This is a genomic window from Bacteroidota bacterium, assembly GCA_041658205.1.
In the GTDB taxonomy this organism is placed as follows: domain Bacteria; phylum Bacteroidota; class Ignavibacteria; order UBA10030; family UBA8401; genus UBA8401.
On the sequence record JBBAAO010000001.1, the window covers coordinates 1,832,589 to 1,851,071 of the forward strand.

Below are 18,483 nucleotides of genomic sequence, written 5' to 3' on the forward strand. Positions count from 1 at the left end.
GTTCAGCAAGATTTTATTACATCATAATTTCAAGTTCAAGCTCTTTGCCGGGTTTTTTTGGTTTGGGGGACTGCTGCTCAATCTGCTTCTCATTTTCTCTCAACAGAGAATCCAGATCAATCAATTCTTGTTCTCGTTGTTTCATCTCGCGCAATTTGGATTCGAACTCTTTTTTTCGGGAAGGTGACTTAAACATCAATTTCATTTTGGGTTCATACATCATGGAATCAACGATTTCGAAGTGAAATTCTCCTCTCGGAAGTCTTTTGAATACGCGAACTGCTTGATCATCGGCGGGAAGTTCAAAGGAAAAAGCGGAATCTCCAATCACTGTTACCTGATTGGACATCCTTCGCGGAGCTTGCGGTGCACGCATTCTCGGTCGAACCATATCTACCATTTCAAACTCTGGTGATGGTGCCGTATGTTCAAAATGAATTTGGAATGTCCCGCTGGATGATTGGACTCGGACACGGTTTTGTCCCATTGAAACTAAATTCTGTTCCACTCGGCGCTGTCGCTCAGTTAACTCTGCTACCATGCGTTCCGTTATTGTCCTGCGGTATTGCATTTCCTGTGTACGTGCAATGTCACGGATACTGTCAATATTAATTGTCATCTCTGCAATTTCTATCGTACCGGGAGAAATAACAACGTAATTATTATTATGGGAAACATTTGGAATCCTATCAAAAATAACATGTGATGGAATTTTAGGACTATTCACTGCAACAACAGCATACGGTGCTTTGCGTGTATCAAGAAATCGTTGAAAGCGGCTCCGTTGTGGAGGTTCAAGACATGCTGCAATGGTCGAAACAATGGCGCGGTTCAAATCCACAAGCTCAGCGTGAATTGCGACTTCATCGTTTTCACTCACGAGCACTGATGCCTGAAGCTTTTCTTGATAAGAACCCAAGATCGAATCGACAATTTGCCGTTGATTGTTAGAGATACCAAGTTCAGCGGCAAAATCTTTCATGGTAATTGGTTCTGACGGAAGTTCATCGTTTCGTACGATCTGTATCTGCGATCCCTTGTCTTCTGTATTCTTCACTTGCAGCGAAGTGTTGTTGGAAGAATCAATCGCAATACTTCCGAACAACGCAAAGTTCAACACATCATCCTTGTTTAAGTTTGTGAACAAGGGAAGAATATTGCCCGTCATAATATTGTTACGGTACACATTTTCAACTTGATTCTTTTTTTCCACGAAGAACCGATGAAATAAAGGTGCATCTTTAAAATAAATTACGCCGATTACGACTAATGAAACGGCAATCAATGATGAAAAAGCAAACGCCGGACGTGCTGTCGGAAGTGCGTTCTTTGAATGGTATCTCTTCTCTTCAAGTCGATTGGATAACTTTAACCAGAACCAGTCGTTCTTTGGAAGTTTCTCTTTGTTCGCAAGAGAGCGTTTGGCTGTTCGAAGAATGTCTATTTCTCGCGCAACAATGGGATGCGTCGAAAGATATTCTTCGAGTCTCTTTGCTTCAACTACATCGAGTTCGCCATCAATGTACAGCGAAATGATCTGCTCTAATTCTTTTTGTGTCAATTGATTCATGTTATACCAATATCGGCATCAAAATTTCCTTTAACATAGTTCGCCCTCGTGACAGTCTGGATTTCACTGTACCAACTTCGCAATCCAATACCTCCGCAATTTCATCATATGACAATCCATCAATATCTTTCAGAATGATCGGCATACGGAATTTTTCTGGAAGCTTTTTAAGAGAATCTTCAATCACTCCTCGAATATTTTCATCATCAAACGTTGTGGTGGCGAGATTTTCAATCTTGGTATTAGTTGTCTTTTCAAAACTCTGGAAGGTAAAGAACCGTTTAACTTTTTTCTTTCGCAGTTCATCTCTGCACTTGTTCACCGTAATCCGATAGACCCAAGTATAGAAGGAGGATTCAAAGCGAAAATTTTGAAGGGCTTGGAAGACTTTAATGAAAACTTCTTGCGAAATATCGTCCACATGATCGGGATCATTAAAAATGGAAAAGATAATATTGCGCACCTTTTCCTGGTAGCGTTCTACTAAATATCGAAAAACCTCCTGTTCCCCACCTTGAAAAAGCATAATGAGCGAGTCATCGCTTTTCTGATCATGAGGAATATTTGCGTTTATGATATTGATAACCGCAGGTTTCGCCATTGTGATTTTTTTAATGGATTAGACGCAATTTCTTGAAAAATGTTCCATAAAAAAGCCGACGTTGTCGTCGGCTGTAATTTTTAGATTATGGCTGAATTTTTAGGCATTTTCTGCTGTTTCTGAAGCTCCGGATTCATCCGAAGTACCTTTTAATTCCTGTACTTCAATTCGAATATCTTGTGCTTTACGCTTCAATTCAGCCATGTGTTTGCGCACTCGTGTACCGGCAGATTTATTTCCTTTATCATAAAATTTGATAAAATCTTTTTCAAACGTTTGAACTAACTCGACAAGTTCTGTAAAACGACTCATCATCACTCCTTATTATTTGATGGAAAAATAATACAATTGCGACTAAATATTGCCCGAATTCGCTAAATAGTCAAGAAAAATTTCACGGTAACACATTTTCATGTTCAACATTCTTCATTCGCAATAACAGAATCGCAGATACAATCATTAATATTGAAAGAACGATCCCTTCGGCACTAAAAATTGCAGTGCTTGCTTTGAAGAAGGAATCAGATTCAACCAGATGTGACGACAAAGTAATTGGTGTTAGAGTAATAATGCCCATTCTTACTGAATATCCAGGCCAAATTGATTTGTATCTGTCCATAAGTGCGGACAAAAAAAGACCGAGAGACGCATAATACAATACTAAGATGAATATAAGACCAATATCGATTTCTTCCACTCCTGGTATTTCCGATGAAGCAAATACGGTCCAAATAAGAGATGAAAATAATGCTGCGGACATTTTAGACCCGACTTGATGTAATGAATTAAATAATATTCCTCGAAATACCATTTCTTCAATAAGTATTGTGGTTATAGAAAAAACATAAATAGCCGGTATATCAAACAGCGAAGCCAAAATTAATGTCGCCGCATTATCAAGTTTATTGATTGTAATCTCTTTCAGAGCAAGACCTGCTAAAATTGACACGATATAGAGCAGTGTGGGAATAAAAAAAAGAAGGATATTTTTTCGCCAATCAAAACTTACTATTGTCATTTGATTCTGCGAAAGAATTATCTGTTTTTTCTTATAAAGGAATATTATCGTCGCAAACAACAACATAATCTTGAGATCGATAAATATTTCCCAAAGATAAAATTGATATTGGATCTTGAAAAAATTCAAGATGCCGAAGACCAACGATACGATGACGATATAAAGGGAAAAACGACGAAGAAACGATTGTTCAATCATTGTTAAAAAATATTCTTTTTGCTTAAAATACAACGGCGTATAAACCTGCTTTTCGCAGAAGATACAACACCGCAATTTTTGATTGCCTATAAAATAGCTGTGATTATTCCAAATAAATCACTACCCACATTGCTTTTTTTATTAACCGACAAGAACACTTCCCCCGTTCACATTCATAATTTCACCGGTAATATGTCTGGAAAGATCAGATGCAAGAAAAAGAATTGGTCCGGCAATATCGTTTGGCGTTGGGATTCTTTGTATCGGGATTTTTTTTCGTTCCTGCTCTTTATATTTTTTATTTGAAAAAACTGAATTATTCAAATCAGTATCAACCCATCCCGGGGCAACAGAATTGACATTTATATTGAATGGACCTAATTCCGTTGCGATCGCTTTGGTAAAAGAGATCATTCCCCCCTTTGAGGCAGCATAGTGTGAGTGTTCTGCCTCACCACGTTGACCGGCAGTACTGGAGATATTGATGATTTTTCCTGACTTCTGTTTTTTCATATATGGAACAACAGCATTTGTCATAAAAAACATTCCATCGAGATTCACCTGCATTGTTTCCTTCCACACTTTTTCGCTCATCGATCCGATTTTACCGTATGTCCAGATTCCGGCATTATTCACTAAAATATCAATTCGTCCAAATTTTTTCAGCGTTTGTTTAACGATCTTGTTTGCATTCGATTGTTTTGAGACATCCGCTTTAATAGCTAATCCATCACGCCACTCATTCTTCACATTTTCGATAACGGTGTTTGCTGCTTTTGCATTTCTGGTATAAGTAATGACGACATCGGCTCCTGCTTTAGCAAATAAAACGGCCGCAGCCGCTCCAATACCTCGTGAACCTCCAGTAATTACGACAACTTGATTCCAAAGACTGATCATATGCTCCTTTTAAGACAAATTGGTATGAAAATTGTATTAATGTTAGATGAATATACAAAAAAGTGTTATTGAAGAATAATTTTATTGTTTAGACAATATCGGACATCTTTAGTCCAATTTGCGAAATTTGAATATTTTCACTAATTATTCTTGCTCGACTAGGAATTAAAGTTTATATTTAATTAGATTAAGTCTAAATAAAAATTGATGGATCTCCAATTAGCAAAAGATAATTTCACAAAGTATTTAAAATCAGGAAGTTACAGAATCACTCCAGAGCGGTTCGTGATTCTTGAAGCAGTGATGAGTTATGACGGACATTTCGACGCCGACGAACTCTTCTTTCAAATGAAAACCGGAGGACAAAAAGTTTCTCGTGCTACGGTTTATAATACACTCGATCTTCTTCAGGATTGTGGATTGATTTCGAAGTATCGATTCGGAGAAAACCACTCTCGATATGAAATTGCATTCGGACGCCCTCATCATCATCATTTAATCTGTTTAGAGTGCGGCGATATTATTGAGTTTGTCAATGATCGGATTGAAAAAGTTCAAAAAGAAGTAAGTGAAGCAAATAAATTTAAAGTTCAGACTTCAACATTGCAGATTTTCGGTATCTGCACTAAATGCCAAAAATGATTATGAGAACATTAGCTCAAATACCTGCGGGAACAACTGTCACTGTCTCCCATCTTGATTCACATCCCGATACGTGTAATCGTCTGCGGGAAATCGGATTTTGCGAGAATGCGACAATACGCTGTGTCTCGAATGGTTCGTCGCAATTGATTTGTGAAGTGTGCAACACCAGAATTGGTTTGAACTATACGACGGCAAATGCAATTGTCGTTCTCCCTTCCCTGGAATAATTACCATCGACGATATTGTTTTGAATTGATGTACTTATGAAATCAGCCGTGCCATCCTTCGCTATTAACACTATCGCACTGATCGGAAATCCCAATTGCGGAAAGACGACACTATTTAATTCTCTAACCGGATTACGTCATAAGGTAGGAAATTACCCCGGCGTTACGGTAGAGAAAAAAGAAGGAATCTTAAGTGTTGGCAAAAGAGACGTAACCATTCTTGACTTACCTGGAACTTATTCATTATCTGCAAATTCACCCGACGAACAGATTGTTTCAGATGTCCTTTTCGGAAGGATTCCCGGAACACCCATTCCCGATCTGGTAATGTTCGTTGCTGATGCGACGAATCTGGAACGGAATCTGTACCTGCTGAGTCAAATTATTGATCTGACTATACCGGTAGTAGTTTCGCTGAATATGATCGATCGAGTAAAAGAAGCCGGCATTGAGATTGATACAACAATTCTTCGACAGGAGTTTGGTGTAACATTTATTCCAATGGTCGCAAGTAAAGGTATTGGCGTAGATCAACTAATCGCAGCGTTAGAAAACGTAACAACAGATAGATCTGTTATGCGACGATGGTCGGTTCCTGAACCGGTAAGGATTGAACATGAAGAATTGGTTTCCATCTTAGTCGCCAATGAAAAAATGCCTGAACCGGCCGCATTTCATGAAGCACAATTATTATTATCCATTCCCGGCCCAATCAAAGCTACTTCCCGCTCTCTAACTGATGAAACACTCTCCCATGTGAAAATGGATCATCACAATCTCCAGAAACTTGGCGTAGACCGTCATTCTGTCTTTGTAGAATCACGATATCGCTGGATCAATTCGGTCTATAAAAAAAGTGTCATCCACAACAGCGCACGCCGGCAACAGACAACACATGATTCCATCGATGCAGTGTTGACCCATCGAATTTGGGGATTCGTTATTTTTTTTGCGTTGATGGCGGTGATGTTTCAAACGATTTTTACGTGGGCAAACTATCCGATGGAATTAATCGGATCAGGATTCGATAATTTAGCGTCTCTGGTATCAGAAGTGATCCCGGAAGGTGATCTGCAAAATCTGATAGCAAATGGAATTATCGGCGGAGTTGGTGCGGTAGTAACATTCCTTCCCCAGATTCTCTTTCTCTTTTTATTTCTCGGTCTTCTGGAAGACACAGGATATATGTCCCGTGCGGCATTCATCATGGATAGAGTTATGAGCAAAGTGGGATTGCATGGAAAATCATTCATACCATTGCTTTCATCATTCGCATGTGCAATCCCCGGCATTATGGCAACACGGACTATTGAAAATCCGCGTGACAGACTGGTGACAATTCTTGTTGCACCTCTTATGAGCTGTAGCGCCAGACTGCCAGTCTTTTCACTATTAATTGCATCATTCGTCCCCAATATTATGGTGTTCGGATATTTCAGTTTACCGGCGATTGTTTTAATCTCCATGTATCTTCTCGGCCTGGTAGCAGCGTTGGGGACAGCCCGAATCTTAAAGAGCACTATTCTAAAAGGCCCGACTCCGGCGTTTATCATGGAATTGCCCCCCTACCGTATTCCAACCCTTCGCAATACACTCATCCATATGTGGGAAAGGTCGGTGCTGTTTTTGAAAAATGCGGGGACAATTATTTTAGGAGTATCCATTATCTTGTGGTTCCTTGCTACGTATCCGAAGCTTGAAAATGGAACATCGTCCGAAAAACTTGCTTATAGTTTTGTGGGTCGTGCGGGACATGCAATTGAACCTGCATTAAAACCGCTGGGATTTGATTGGAAGATAGGAATCGGCATTATCAGTTCTTTATTACAGCGCGAAGTCTTCGTTGGCACACTTGGAACAATCTATAATATTGAACATGCAGATGAGGCAAACGCATCATTAAAACAACAAATGCAAAAGGATAAGGATCCTATGACTGGCACTCCGTCGTTCACCTTATTGACTGCCATTTGCATTATGGTGTATTACGTCCTTGCCATGCAATGCTTGTCTACCGTTGCCGTTGTCCGGAGAGAAACGAATGGATGGAAATGGCCGGCATTTCAATTTGCGTATATGACGATCCTAGCATATGTCGGGACATTGATCACGTATCGGGTGGGGTTATGGATTTTATCGTAATTCATTGGCAACAGATCGTTTCGCTCACAATCGTCGGTATCACGACGGCGCTTTTGATCCGTTCCCGGTTCAGAAGTAATGTTGCGAAGCATGAATGCGGTTCATGTGCATTGATGAAAATCAGCAATGCACAGCAAAACAAACAATAACAACGACTCATTAAAAAAGCGTATCACCAAATTTCCTCGCTAAAGGTGTGGTGATACGCTCATTTGAAACAAGAGCACACAGTGCGGCTCTTTCTGTATGAAAGATACTGTACCGATTTTCGTGAAGCAATCGAAAATTTGCCATCTGTGGTGCTCACACTTAACAATACAAGGAGCACCATTTATGAAATTTCAATTTATACACTTCGCTGTAATACTCGTTCTTATTATTGCATTCCCGGAAATATCCTTTTCAAATGAACGGCGATTTGGTTATGCATATGAATCCTCCGTTCTTCCTATCGGTGCACGCGAACTTGAATTGTGGAATACCGATCGCAGAGGCCGAACCTATTTTTACCATCGTTTAGATCAACGCATTGAATATGAGTTTGGCGTCGCTGATAATCTGATGTCGGCGTTCTATTTTAATGCCACAACCCGAACCAAAGATAGTAATGAGGAATCTGTCGGCGGATCAAAGTCGACATCATATTCCGTCAGTATTTCCAGTGAATGGAAATATAAAGTTATGGATAGGGTTGCCGATCCGTTTGGATTTGCACTCTATGGAGAAGGAACTGTGGGAACGGACAAATTGGAACTTGAAGGGAAATTGATTTTTGACAAACAAATTCAACAGATGTTATATGCATTTGATTTTGTTGGAGAGTATGAATCAACAACCAATGTCGTCAATGGATCCGTTATTGACGATGTGGAATATAAGATAAAATCGGATGTCGGCGGAGCATACATATTTTCCAATGGATTCGGTGCCGGATTAGAATTAAGAAGTGAAAATATTTTTGTTTCAGGGGCATTAACACATTCCTCCCTATTTGCCGGGGCAACCGTTTCATATGCTGCACATGAAATGTGGGCAACAATTTCGATCCTACCCCAAATCCATAGCTTTAAAGGGGGTACAACAATATCACAAAACCTTGATCTTGATGAATTTGAAAAAATCCAAACCCGATTATTACTTTCTTTCCATTTCTAATATGAAGCGTTTTCTTTTTATTCTTATCGTATGTGCTGCAGGATGTTCAACTTCAATTCCGATTCCTTCGGAAGATGATCTTCCGGTGAAACCAGCAATGCAAAACTCAATATCCATCGAAGATCTTCGATCGGGCAGACAATTGTATATTACCAAATGTTCCGGTTGTCACAGCCTTTACCTCCCTTCGACATATTCTGCCCCCCAATGGGATACAATACTGCCGATGATGGCGCTGAAATCAAAAATAACGGAGATCGAATCAGGGAGGATAAAACAGTACCTCTTTCTGTATGCTTCAAAAGAGACTACCTCAACTGGATCATCAAAATAATTTACATACTGTTCCCAAACCGTGGCCGGTTTTAAAACACCAGTGATATTGCCGTCGTCCACTCCTCATTATGAGGGATGTGGATAACATTTAAAATAATACTTCCGGCAATGGTCACGCCAAGTTGGTACGAAAAATATTTTGTCGTACGATCGACAAATTGGTGACTGATTATATTCATTTCAGGCGATGTCTCCTCATTGTAGAATATTCCTGCAACAGGCCTTGATATATTAAACATCATAATCTCATCAAAAATTTTATACAATTGAATCGCTTTGAAACCTACATGGTTAACAGTTCCTGGTAGTATTGTAATTCCCTGATTAAGATAAACGTAGAACAGTGTGATATCGGAATTACGATAATCGTCCGTTATGCTCATCAATTGACCCTGCCGCAATTCACTGTTTTCTCGCAACGCAATACTACTGATGAATATCCCCTGACTCATCCCAATCGCCGCCGGTAGAACAAAGAGATTGGCTTTGCCCCAAAAAATACCACCGAGTTGGAAATCGTAATTCTCCTTGTGTTTCCATATAAATATACCGCTCGGTAATCCGTCCGGACGATAAGGCGCTCCCCGGCCAATGGCAAGTGTGCGAACATTCTCCTTGGCATTATCACTCTGTATGTATCCGCCGAGAAAAATCAGGTTATATGGACCTTCAAGTATACCAGCCGCTCCATACCGCGTACTTAACAAGTTGTTGTTTTTTCCCCTCCCTGCAACACCCACGAAAGAAAATATTCCTTCATTCACTTTACCGGATATGTAATTTGCATTGAGAACACTTTTCGTATACTGTGAAGGACGGCCTGGTGTATAACCGTCAAATTGTTCTGAGCCAAATCGGAACCATAAACTTCGCGTAGGTCGGTATGTCATTCTCGAATAAAGCGCTTTTTCATTCAGCTTCGTATTCTGAATAACATCGAATGTCCCGCCAAGATCTAATTGATACCGATCATCATCATTAATCGGAAAAAGGAGTGCGCCCCCGGTAATTTCTTGCACACGAATTTCATTTCTGCTGTTAAAATCGTTATCAGAGACTTTAAAAAAAATGGTCTTGTTCCGTTGATCTTTTCTGTAAAAATTAAACGATGTTATATCTTCTCTCTCTCTTTTCATTCGAGATAATTGATATTCCCATATTGCCGGCCGGGGCGGACCAAATACTGAATGGCTCAAGTCTTTATTTTCTCCATCCTGCGGATGCTGACTGTACGCATGTGATGTGACTGCAAACATGGACAACAGAAAATATTTAAACAATTTCATAGTGAAATACCGGTTGTAATATTTTTTTAAATTAATAAGATTACTTCTTCGCGCCAACATGAAGTGATGAGATATCCATCATATACGGTCGTAGTTTCTTCTCCCCTGGAATTGCGTCTCGGTTAGAATCAAATGTAAGCAACTTGCCATCGGGAGAAATAACAGGAAATCCATCAAACGCATCATTATACGTTAAACGGGTCTGCTTGCCCGTCTTAAGGCTCATAAGATAGATTTCATAATTATGAGGAGGCAGTACTTTCACGAACACGAAGTGTTCTCCATCCGGTGCCGGATGCGGCGCCCAATTTGTACCCGCGTCGTCAGTAATTCTTTTCAAATCGTTCCCATTTGCCCGCATGGTAAAAATGCTCATTGGCATACCACGCTGAGCCTGATCTTTAATGTCCCACGCACGGAGAATGATTGTAGAATCATCAATAAAGAATGATCCCCCTTCCTGCCACTCTTTCGTGAACGTTAACTGCGTTTGTTCGCTACCATCCGGACGCATCTTCCATAAATCGAGAAGCCCATCAATCTGTCGTGAAAAAAGAATCCATTTTCCATCAGGAGAAATAGAGACTTCCGCATCGTAATATTTGTTGGTCGTTAGTCTTTGAACATTGTTTCCATCCAAATCGCTGGAGTAAAGTTCTGCCCCTTGCGGATAATCTTTCGGATCGGAATAATTTCCCTTCGGCATATCGAGATTATCTTTTGTCGTAGTATAGATCAACCTCTTTCCATCAGGAAAATAAAAAGAGCAGGCATCTTCCCCTTTATTGTTGATCCGGACGATATTTTTCCCGTCGATTGTGAATGTGTATACCTGATGGGCCTTGTCGCCCGCAAATTTCGCATTCCCGATCATACTCTTTCCATCCGGTGAAAAATAAAATTCAGCCCCTTCGTCAACATTGGGTATTTTCCAGATTGGCAATTCTTTATTTTCCTGAGCAGTGATCGTAATAATCATTACTATCACGGTAATAAGCATCAATGGAATTCTAGTGACGATAGTACGTTTCATGAGTCCACTCTCCTTAAGTTCATAGTAACTACAGTGTGACAGCTTATTTTCCCTCTCTATTTTGCAATCAATTCAAGTTTCGTTGTCTTTTCCTGACCATCCCGCAAAAAGAGAATGTCAACAATATTCCCGGGTTGAAAGGTTTTTAGAGCATCCGAATATTCACGCAAATTTGTCACTTTAAATTGTCCGATCTTTTTGACGATGTCTCCCGTTAACAATCCGGCTTTCGCTGCAGGAGATTCTGGCGTGATCTCCGCAATACGAACTCCCTCGCCAGAAAAAGCAAAATCTGGCATGCTGCCGGTAGATACTTTTCGCTCCCCTGAAGTTGTTTGAGGTTTCTTCGAATCAGAAGCAGCAGGAATTTGGGATGTCAGCGGTTCAATCCTATCCGCCAAATAGAGCACTCCTTCGCGTGCGAATGTCGCAACTTTTACGAGACCCGAGGCATCAATTTTATTCGCTACATCTGTCGGTTTATGGTAGTCTTCATGTGCGCCGGCAAACAACTGCACACCGGGTACACCGACTTCGATGAAGCTTCTCTGATCGCTTGCGTCAAGTTCCTGCGTGACCATTTCCGATTCGACACCGGTAACGTAACTTGCTCCCATAAAAATGAATCTCCATTCGCGGGCACTGCTGGCGCTGAGTACCATCAATTTCTTACTTCCGAGCCTTCCGACAGCATCAATATTGATCACTCCAATAACTTTTTTTGCAGGAAATCTTTTCATGTTCTGGACATAGTATTTTGATCCACGCAAATTGTTCTCTTCCGATGTGAATGCCACAAAAACAACTGTCCTCTGCGGTTTCAACGTTTTCCCGAGCAGGTCTGCTAATTCCAGCATGACCGAAACTCCGCTGGCATTATCATCCGCTCCGTTATGAATCTTACCTACGTTACCGGTATTTCCTCCTGGCCAACCTAAGCCTAAATGGTCATAATGTGCGCTGATGATAACAGATTCATCTTTTAAATTTGGGTTTGTTCCGGGAATGATGCCGATAATATTTTTCACTGCAGCTTTTTGGCCACTGTCATTCACCACCTCTTCCCAGGTTTGAAAATATGTACTATCATCCGAACCCGGCAGAAGCCCCGCGCTCTTGAATTTATCCGCAATAAACTCTATCGCTTTGTTCATTGCTATTGAACCGGGGGCACGTCCAGCAAGTTCATCGCTTGCAAGAAAGTTCACCGTTTTCATCATTCTCTCTGGCAAAAAGACAGGATCGAGCGTTGCCAGTGCTTTGCGACGCGGTATATCGGTTACCATACTTACCGATGATGTTTTTGCAGGACCAACCTTTGCCATCAACGGTGAATTTGCCGATCCCCATTCACCTTTTGCTACATTTGTCGGCTCGCTCCCTTCAAATACCAGATAACTATATTTTCCGTAGTGCGGAAGTTTCCGCGCAAGACCTTGAACGGCCTGTTTGCTGTCGATGGAAACCAACACCAACACTGCCGAAGAATTCTTCGGATGTCTGACGGAGACGACAAAACTGCAATTGTTTTTCTCAAATGTTGTTTTAGCAAACCGAACATTATCATTCGTCAATTCTGCATCATAGTCCTTAAGTCCATCTTTTATTTTTTGAGCATAGATATTCTCGGTCCCAAAGATCCAGATACTTTTTTTCGCCGGCAGTTCCTTTATGGCATTGTCAAATTTCACTTCAATCTTTTTTGATGAATCACCCGACCATATTTTGGAGAGTTCCTGATAATATTCCAATCGTTCCTTGTCAGCCTTTGAGGGAAGAAGGATCAGCAGCTCTTCCGAGCCGAATATTTTTGAGAATGAGGGTGGAATCTCGTTGTAATGAAGTTTCCGGAACAGGTTGAATTGCGGATCGATCTGCACCATAAGCGGATTTTCGGGAAAGATCATTTCGTAGGATTGTTCTCTCTGTGACATTGAAATAGTTTTCATTTCCGTCTTTGTCCCAAATGTCACCGCAACCGGAATATCCAACACAAACGCTTTATCTTTTTGGATCTGTTTTACAGAAAACTGCAAATGATAACCATCCTTGTCCTGTTTTGCTTTCACTTTAGAAAGGCTCAATTCCGGTGCTCCTGTCCGTTCAATCCATTGATCGAAGAACTGCTTTAGATCTTTTCCTGTCACCGATTCAAAAGCGAGGCGGATATCGTTGTATGAAGCAGCTTTAAATTTATTGTCGCGGTAGAATCTCTGGAAACTCTTTACAAATTGTTCATCCCCAACCTGCTCACGGAGCATATTCCACATCATAAGATTTTTTCCATAACCGATCGCCTCAGAAGAAGCACTTGTTCTGGAAAGAAATTTCTTTAACGGAAAGTCATTGGTTGCATTCACATAGTCGGTGAATTTTTGAAGCGTTGCACGACGGTATTCATCTCCCTGTCCACGCTGTTCGGAAATGAGATGATCCGCCATATACGCCGTCAATCCTTCACACCAATTGCCGCTTTTGAAATCGACATATGCACTATTCCCCCAATAATTGTGCAACAGTTCATGTGGATAGGAAGAATGAAGAATAAATGGAAAACGGATAATCTGTTCTCCCAGCAATGTAAATGATGGCATTCCATACCCGGTTTCCCAGAAATTTTCGACAAGCGCAAATTTTGTGAACGGATATGGTCCCACTAATTTTCTATACATCTCAAGATATTGTGATGTTGTCTCAAGATATTTATTGGCAAGCGTTTCATCGGGAGTTCGTAAATATGCCATCACATCGGTTGCGCCTGCCTGGAGAGAATACTCCTTAAATTGCGCAGCGATAAGATATATCTCTTCCATCGGTTCTGGTGAATCCCATCGAATTATGTGAAGACCGTTCTTTATCTCGTTCAATGTCCTTTTCCCTTGGCTGACAATGTTCCAAGGCTCGGGAGCAGAAGCGGTCAATTCAAACGTAATCCATTTGTTATTGAACCATGGAACCCAATATGTGGAACCAGCAAGATACACCCCTTTTTCATCAATGATTCCGGGTGTTTGACTGAATCCCCGCGCATATTCCTCACCGAGCTGTTTTATCGGATAATTAATCGTTCCGCTGTAGATAACAGTGAATGTAACATCACCCTTAATTTCGTTTGCAATCGACAGAATGTATTTGTTCTGAGTAATCTGGGATGTTTCATTGAACTCCTCTCGATCCATTCCAAGATCTTCAGCTTTTACTCCACTCTTGTCGAGCGTGATCGTCACCTCCGGCGATCCGGATGTAACGGTAAAATTACTATTCAATAAAAAGCTCATGCCGGATTTGTATTGATCAGCGGGTATGGTAATCTGATCGGTCGCCACTAGCGTATGCTTGCCAGGATCCACGGTCACTGATAATTTATGACGGAGTGTGGAAGCGGCATGCGAAAAGGAAATTATCATGCAGAACAGGAACAGAATATTTATTTTTTTGACCATAGTTGTCTCCAATAATTTTTCAACACACCATCAACAGTGTCATGTCAACGGACAATGAGTGACATCGGATTTTGAACAATCATATATTTTTGCGCAGCACTCTTAACGTCGGCTACTTTCACATTCTTCAATTGATTGAGAAATTGCTTGTCATAATTATAGTCTCCATAAAAATAGAGAGAGCTTCCAAGATAGAATGCCTGGTTAATGCTTGAAAGTCTTCGGAACATCATTCTTCCGAGATACATATTAATAGATTTATCAAGATCACCCTGGGTCAAGGAATCGATCAGCTTCATTTGAAAAAATCCGGGATATTGGGGCATTAATTTATCAACATTCTGCGGACGAGTTCCCTGAGAAACAAAGAACAACGCTTTATCCTTTATCACTTCAATCCCCGCACTCATGCCGTATGCCATACCCTGTTTTTCCCGGATATCAAAAATAATCTCGTTGGAAAGGATAAGGGAAAGAGCCTGCAGGACGGGTGCATCTTTCGGATCGATTGCCGTATTAAATCCCCAATAGACGTACGAACGTTCACCGCCAGCTCCTGGTTTATCCACAGCGACAGGTTTCGTTTGTAGTAAAAACGTTGGGGTAAACGCAGCTTGCTCCTTTGAAACCGGCGTCTTATAAAACGGCTGGAAGAGCGTGATGATACTATCAGGATTTCCTGGAGAAACAACAGAAATGATCATATTGGAATGCTGGAAATATTCCTTCGTAAACGAGACTACATTAGCGTACGTAAGCTCCTTTTTATTTTGACTGAATGGATCGGGTTCGTACACCATTGTCTTATACGCTTCGTCGAACATTTTCTTCGTCTTATTTCCTCCCATCGACATCATAGCAATGTTTTTAAATTTCTCAACTGCCTTTTTGAATTCTTCTTCCGTCGGTACGAAATCCTTTAATTGGGTGTTGATATATTTGACTGCACCAGAAAGATCATCGGCCAAACCTTCCACTCTGATGTATCCAAAATCGGGATGCAAATAAATGTCATCCATGGGAATTGCAGGATTGTCGTTCACGGTAAAACTGAATCCGAATTGATTACTGATCTTCTGGTTTGCGTCCGATTTCAGGCGCTGATCAAGACAATCATGCAATATTTTCGAAGCATCTTTCCCGTACGTCAATTCAAAAGAAGCCTTGTGCTTTACTAAATAATGGATCGCGAGAAGGTTATTGGCATCATTTTGGACGACAACAATTTTCTTGCCGACTGCATCGTCCGTAAACAATTTCACCGACGTTGATGCTTCTGCTGTTTCTTTTTCGCTTTTGATCGACGGCGATTGAATGATAACTACGGGATAGGAAGAAATCGTTAGTTTTTCGAGTGCCTTCGCTGCTGCAAAATATCCACTTCCGGTGTATGACGAAAGAACGGCTTCGATCCCCTCTTTGACGATCGCATCCGAATTGTAGATGCCAAACATATGCGGCTTCTCAATATTCCTGGCAAATTCCGTGCGAGTTCTGGTTACTTCAGACTTCACTGTTTCCAATGGCAATTTAAAACTCATCACTGCCATTTTTTTTGAGAGGGCATTGATGAGATTGTTATAGTCAACATCTTTACTAAGTGTAATGGTTGCTTCCAGAAAACTATTCAAATGCGATATTCTTGTTGAGAATTGTAGTGATTTCACATTCTGTAGAAATTCACTTTTTAATGCAGATTGTATCGCATCTTTATTTTTATCCGTCGCAACGTTGAGCAAAGAATAGTATTCCGACGATGCATTCATCGGAAGCTGATAAAAAATCTGCACTACTTTATCTTCTCCATCATAAAAACGATGATAGAACGTTGTCTTCCCCTCTTTTTTAGTGTACGGTATTTGAAGTCCGGTCGCCCAGTCAGGATCGTTTTCGCGTTGTACCTGACCGGCGCTGGCTTTTCCGTAAATCTCCTTTATGAGCGTCAGCATTTCAGCGGTCTTAAAATTTCCGATGACGCTGAGAATCATATTGTTGGGGACATAGTTATTCTTGTAAAATGAATTCACATGATCACGATTCAATGATTGAATTGTTGAATATGTTCCAAGAGTCGGCAATGAAAGGGCATGGCCTTCATAAAGGATGGAGAGTATATTCCGTCCCAATTGTTCATGCGGGTCAGCAAGACTCTTCGAAATCTCTTCCAGAACGATCCCTTTTTCCTTTTCAAATTTATCTAACGGAAGAATAGAATTGAATAACATATCGGCTTGTATCTCCATCCCCTTTTGAATGTTGTTGGTCGGTGTCACCATCATGTAATTCGTATAGAATTCTGTTGTACTTGCATTGTTATAGCCGCCAATACGGTCGACATCATCATACAACTGTTTTTGTGTACGGGATGTGGTTCCATTAAACAGCAGATGTTCCAGCATATGGCTCATACCGCTGGTGGAAAATGTTTCGTGAGCTGAACCGATCTTAACGATCACGTTGACGCCAACCATCGGCAGCGCTGAATTTTCGATCAGCAGAACATTCATGCCGTTGTTCAATTGATAAATGGATACACCTTTGGGAAGGGATTGTATTTGAGTGTTTGATTCCCCAGCAATCAACTGTTCTATTGGGAATAGCGATGGAACCACAATTGATGTTGTATAAAATGCAGTCAAATAAAATAAAGCAGAATATATTCTTTTCATGAGTGAGTTCTCCAATCGGTTATTCATAGTGATGTTTTTATTGCGAAGCATGTTGAGAGAATTGTTTCGTTTTCTACGAGCATGATGCTGCCGTTTATTTCTGGGACAGCAGCAGAAAAACAGTGTGTAGTGCATTCATACGTAAGGTGAGTTCAAAGTTCCCTTCTAACCATGAATGATGTTACGACAAGGGCGGCTTTTTCCAGAACATGATAGCCGGTCAAAATCCTAATTCGACTGATAATCTCGATACGGTTCCGAGGTCATGGTAATCAACCAGTGCATAATCAAAACCAATCTGTTGAGTTCCGACATGCATTTTTACTCCAATACCATATGTCAATTTTTCTATATCATAATTGATTTTATAACCGAATCGTGCATACACGGTTTCGTTCCATGAGTATTCGCCGCCAACATTAATTCGTTCGTTATTGTCATTCGGATGATTGCCATCGAGTGCCATGATGAAACGATGGGATTCAGATTCAAAGAAAGGGTCCGATCCGCCAACAATATCCATTGCAATGCCAACTCTAAAATTCAATGGAAGAGACCATGGTTCTGTCTTTAATCGTGAGTCAGGATTATATTCACCGGAAATTTGTTTATTAATATCCGCAAGAGCGATAAGATCTCTTCCTTCGAGCTGCATATTGCCGCCGAAATTGGAGACACACATTCCGATAATCAAATTGTGAAATCCCGTACGGAGATAAGTCCCGACATCCATCGCCAGCGTGTTTGCCGATTCGTTGTACGCATCCTGCTGAATATATTTTGCGGTAATCCCGACAGAGAAACGATCGGTAAGCGATCGGGCGTACGACAGTCCAATGGCTATATCATTTACGGTATAAAATATCCCTGCACCATCCGGCTGTTCAACCGTTGTCACTTCCTGTTCGTGTGTCGTCAACGAGATTGCGGAAACTCCAATAAAATCGTTTTCGCCAAACGGAATGACGATGCCGGCGTAATTGTGAAAGAGTTCAGCAAACCATTGTGTGTGACTGACATTCACCGACATGTCGGTACTATTCGTCATTCCTGATGGATTCCAATACAATGCACTGGCATCGTTTGCCACTGCAACAAATGTCTCACCCATTCCTGTAGCGCGTGCGCCCACTCCTATCTTAAGGAATTGCGCTGCGGCAGTTCCAACTTTGGAAAAACCACCGCCGTAACCGGTCTCCGGAAATGTGAGAACGATCAGTGTGAACAATATTCTTTTTATCATCGCTAATCTCCGCATAC

At 40.9% G+C, this 18,483-nt stretch carries 16 protein-coding genes; 6 read left to right on the top strand and 10 right to left on the bottom strand.

The window, feature by feature from the left end; genetic code table 11:
- Positions 1-16: 16 nt before the first annotated feature.
- The 5 genes from WDA22_07600 to WDA22_07620 form a co-directional block, all read right to left on the bottom strand.
- A complete protein-coding gene (locus tag WDA22_07600) occupies positions 17-1,570 on the bottom strand; it encodes a hypothetical protein (GenBank protein ID MFA5833323.1) in 1,554 nt (517 codons plus the stop codon).
- Position 1,571: 1 nt separating this feature from the next.
- Entirely contained in the window at positions 1,572-2,171 is a 600-nt protein-coding gene (locus WDA22_07605) for a sigma-70 family RNA polymerase sigma factor (protein ID MFA5833324.1), read from the bottom strand.
- 99 nt (positions 2,172-2,270) lie between these two features.
- On the bottom strand, positions 2,271-2,483 hold the full coding sequence (locus WDA22_07610) for a histone H1 (protein MFA5833325.1): 213 nt from the start codon (positions 2,481-2,483) through the stop codon (positions 2,271-2,273).
- A gap of 82 nt (positions 2,484-2,565) precedes the next feature.
- Positions 2,566-3,387, bottom strand: a complete 822-nt coding sequence (locus WDA22_07615) for a type II CAAX endopeptidase family protein (GenBank protein MFA5833326.1) — start codon at positions 3,385-3,387, stop codon at positions 2,566-2,568.
- Positions 3,388-3,528: 141 nt separating this feature from the next.
- Positions 3,529-4,287 (bottom strand): 3-oxoacyl-ACP reductase family protein, encoded by a 759-nt coding sequence (locus WDA22_07620; GenBank protein MFA5833327.1) that lies wholly within the window; start codon positions 4,285-4,287, stop codon positions 3,529-3,531.
- A 207-nt stretch (positions 4,288-4,494) separates the two neighbouring features.
- On the opposite strand from WDA22_07620, the gene WDA22_07625 reads away from it, so the two are divergent.
- The 6 genes from WDA22_07625 (at position 4,495) to WDA22_07650 (ending at position 8,790) form a co-directional block, all read left to right on the top strand.
- The gene (locus WDA22_07625; GenBank protein MFA5833328.1) at positions 4,495-4,929 is read left to right on the top strand and encodes a Fur family transcriptional regulator; all 435 of its coding nucleotides are present in this window, start codon (positions 4,495-4,497) and stop codon (positions 4,927-4,929) included.
- Positions 4,930-4,931: 2 nt separating this feature from the next.
- Complete coding sequence (locus WDA22_07630) at positions 4,932-5,159, top strand: FeoA family protein (protein ID MFA5833329.1); 228 nt, start codon at positions 4,932-4,934, stop codon at positions 5,157-5,159.
- Between the two features lie 36 nt (positions 5,160-5,195).
- The gene (feoB, locus tag WDA22_07635) at positions 5,196-7,301 is read left to right on the top strand and encodes a ferrous iron transport protein B (GenBank protein MFA5833330.1); all 2,106 of its coding nucleotides are present in this window, start codon (positions 5,196-5,198) and stop codon (positions 7,299-7,301) included.
- The gene (locus WDA22_07640) at positions 7,286-7,450 is read left to right on the top strand and encodes a hypothetical protein (protein ID MFA5833331.1); all 165 of its coding nucleotides are present in this window, start codon (positions 7,286-7,288) and stop codon (positions 7,448-7,450) included. Before feoB ends, WDA22_07640 begins: the two co-directional genes overlap by 16 nt.
- 184 nt (positions 7,451-7,634) lie before the next feature.
- Positions 7,635-8,456, top strand: a complete 822-nt coding sequence (locus WDA22_07645) for a hypothetical protein (GenBank protein MFA5833332.1) — start codon at positions 7,635-7,637, stop codon at positions 8,454-8,456.
- A gap of 1 nt (position 8,457) precedes the next feature.
- Positions 8,458-8,790: a hypothetical protein gene (locus WDA22_07650; GenBank protein ID MFA5833333.1), complete on the top strand. Its 333-nt coding sequence runs from the start codon at positions 8,458-8,460 to the stop codon at positions 8,788-8,790.
- 31 nt (positions 8,791-8,821) lie between these two features.
- On the opposite strand, the gene WDA22_07655 is transcribed toward WDA22_07650, so the two are convergent.
- The 5 genes from WDA22_07655 to WDA22_07675 form a co-directional block, all read right to left on the bottom strand.
- Positions 8,822-10,078: a hypothetical protein gene (locus WDA22_07655; protein ID MFA5833334.1), complete on the bottom strand. Its 1,257-nt coding sequence runs from the start codon at positions 10,076-10,078 to the stop codon at positions 8,822-8,824.
- A gap of 40 nt (positions 10,079-10,118) precedes the next feature.
- Entirely contained in the window at positions 10,119-11,111 is a 993-nt protein-coding gene (locus WDA22_07660; protein MFA5833335.1) for a hypothetical protein, read from the bottom strand.
- Positions 11,112-11,167: 56 nt separating this feature from the next.
- Complete coding sequence (locus WDA22_07665; GenBank protein ID MFA5833336.1) at positions 11,168-14,554, bottom strand: M20/M25/M40 family metallo-hydrolase; 3,387 nt, start codon at positions 14,552-14,554, stop codon at positions 11,168-11,170.
- A 44-nt stretch (positions 14,555-14,598) separates the two neighbouring features.
- Positions 14,599-17,223 carry an insulinase family protein gene (locus WDA22_07670; protein ID MFA5833337.1) on the bottom strand — a complete coding sequence of 875 codons (2,625 nt, stop codon included), beginning with the start codon at positions 17,221-17,223 and terminating at the stop codon, positions 14,599-14,601.
- A 220-nt stretch (positions 17,224-17,443) separates the two neighbouring features.
- On the bottom strand, positions 17,444-18,466 hold the full coding sequence (locus WDA22_07675; GenBank protein ID MFA5833338.1) for a PorV/PorQ family protein: 1,023 nt from the start codon (positions 18,464-18,466) through the stop codon (positions 17,444-17,446).
- Positions 18,467-18,483 lie beyond the last annotated feature (17 nt).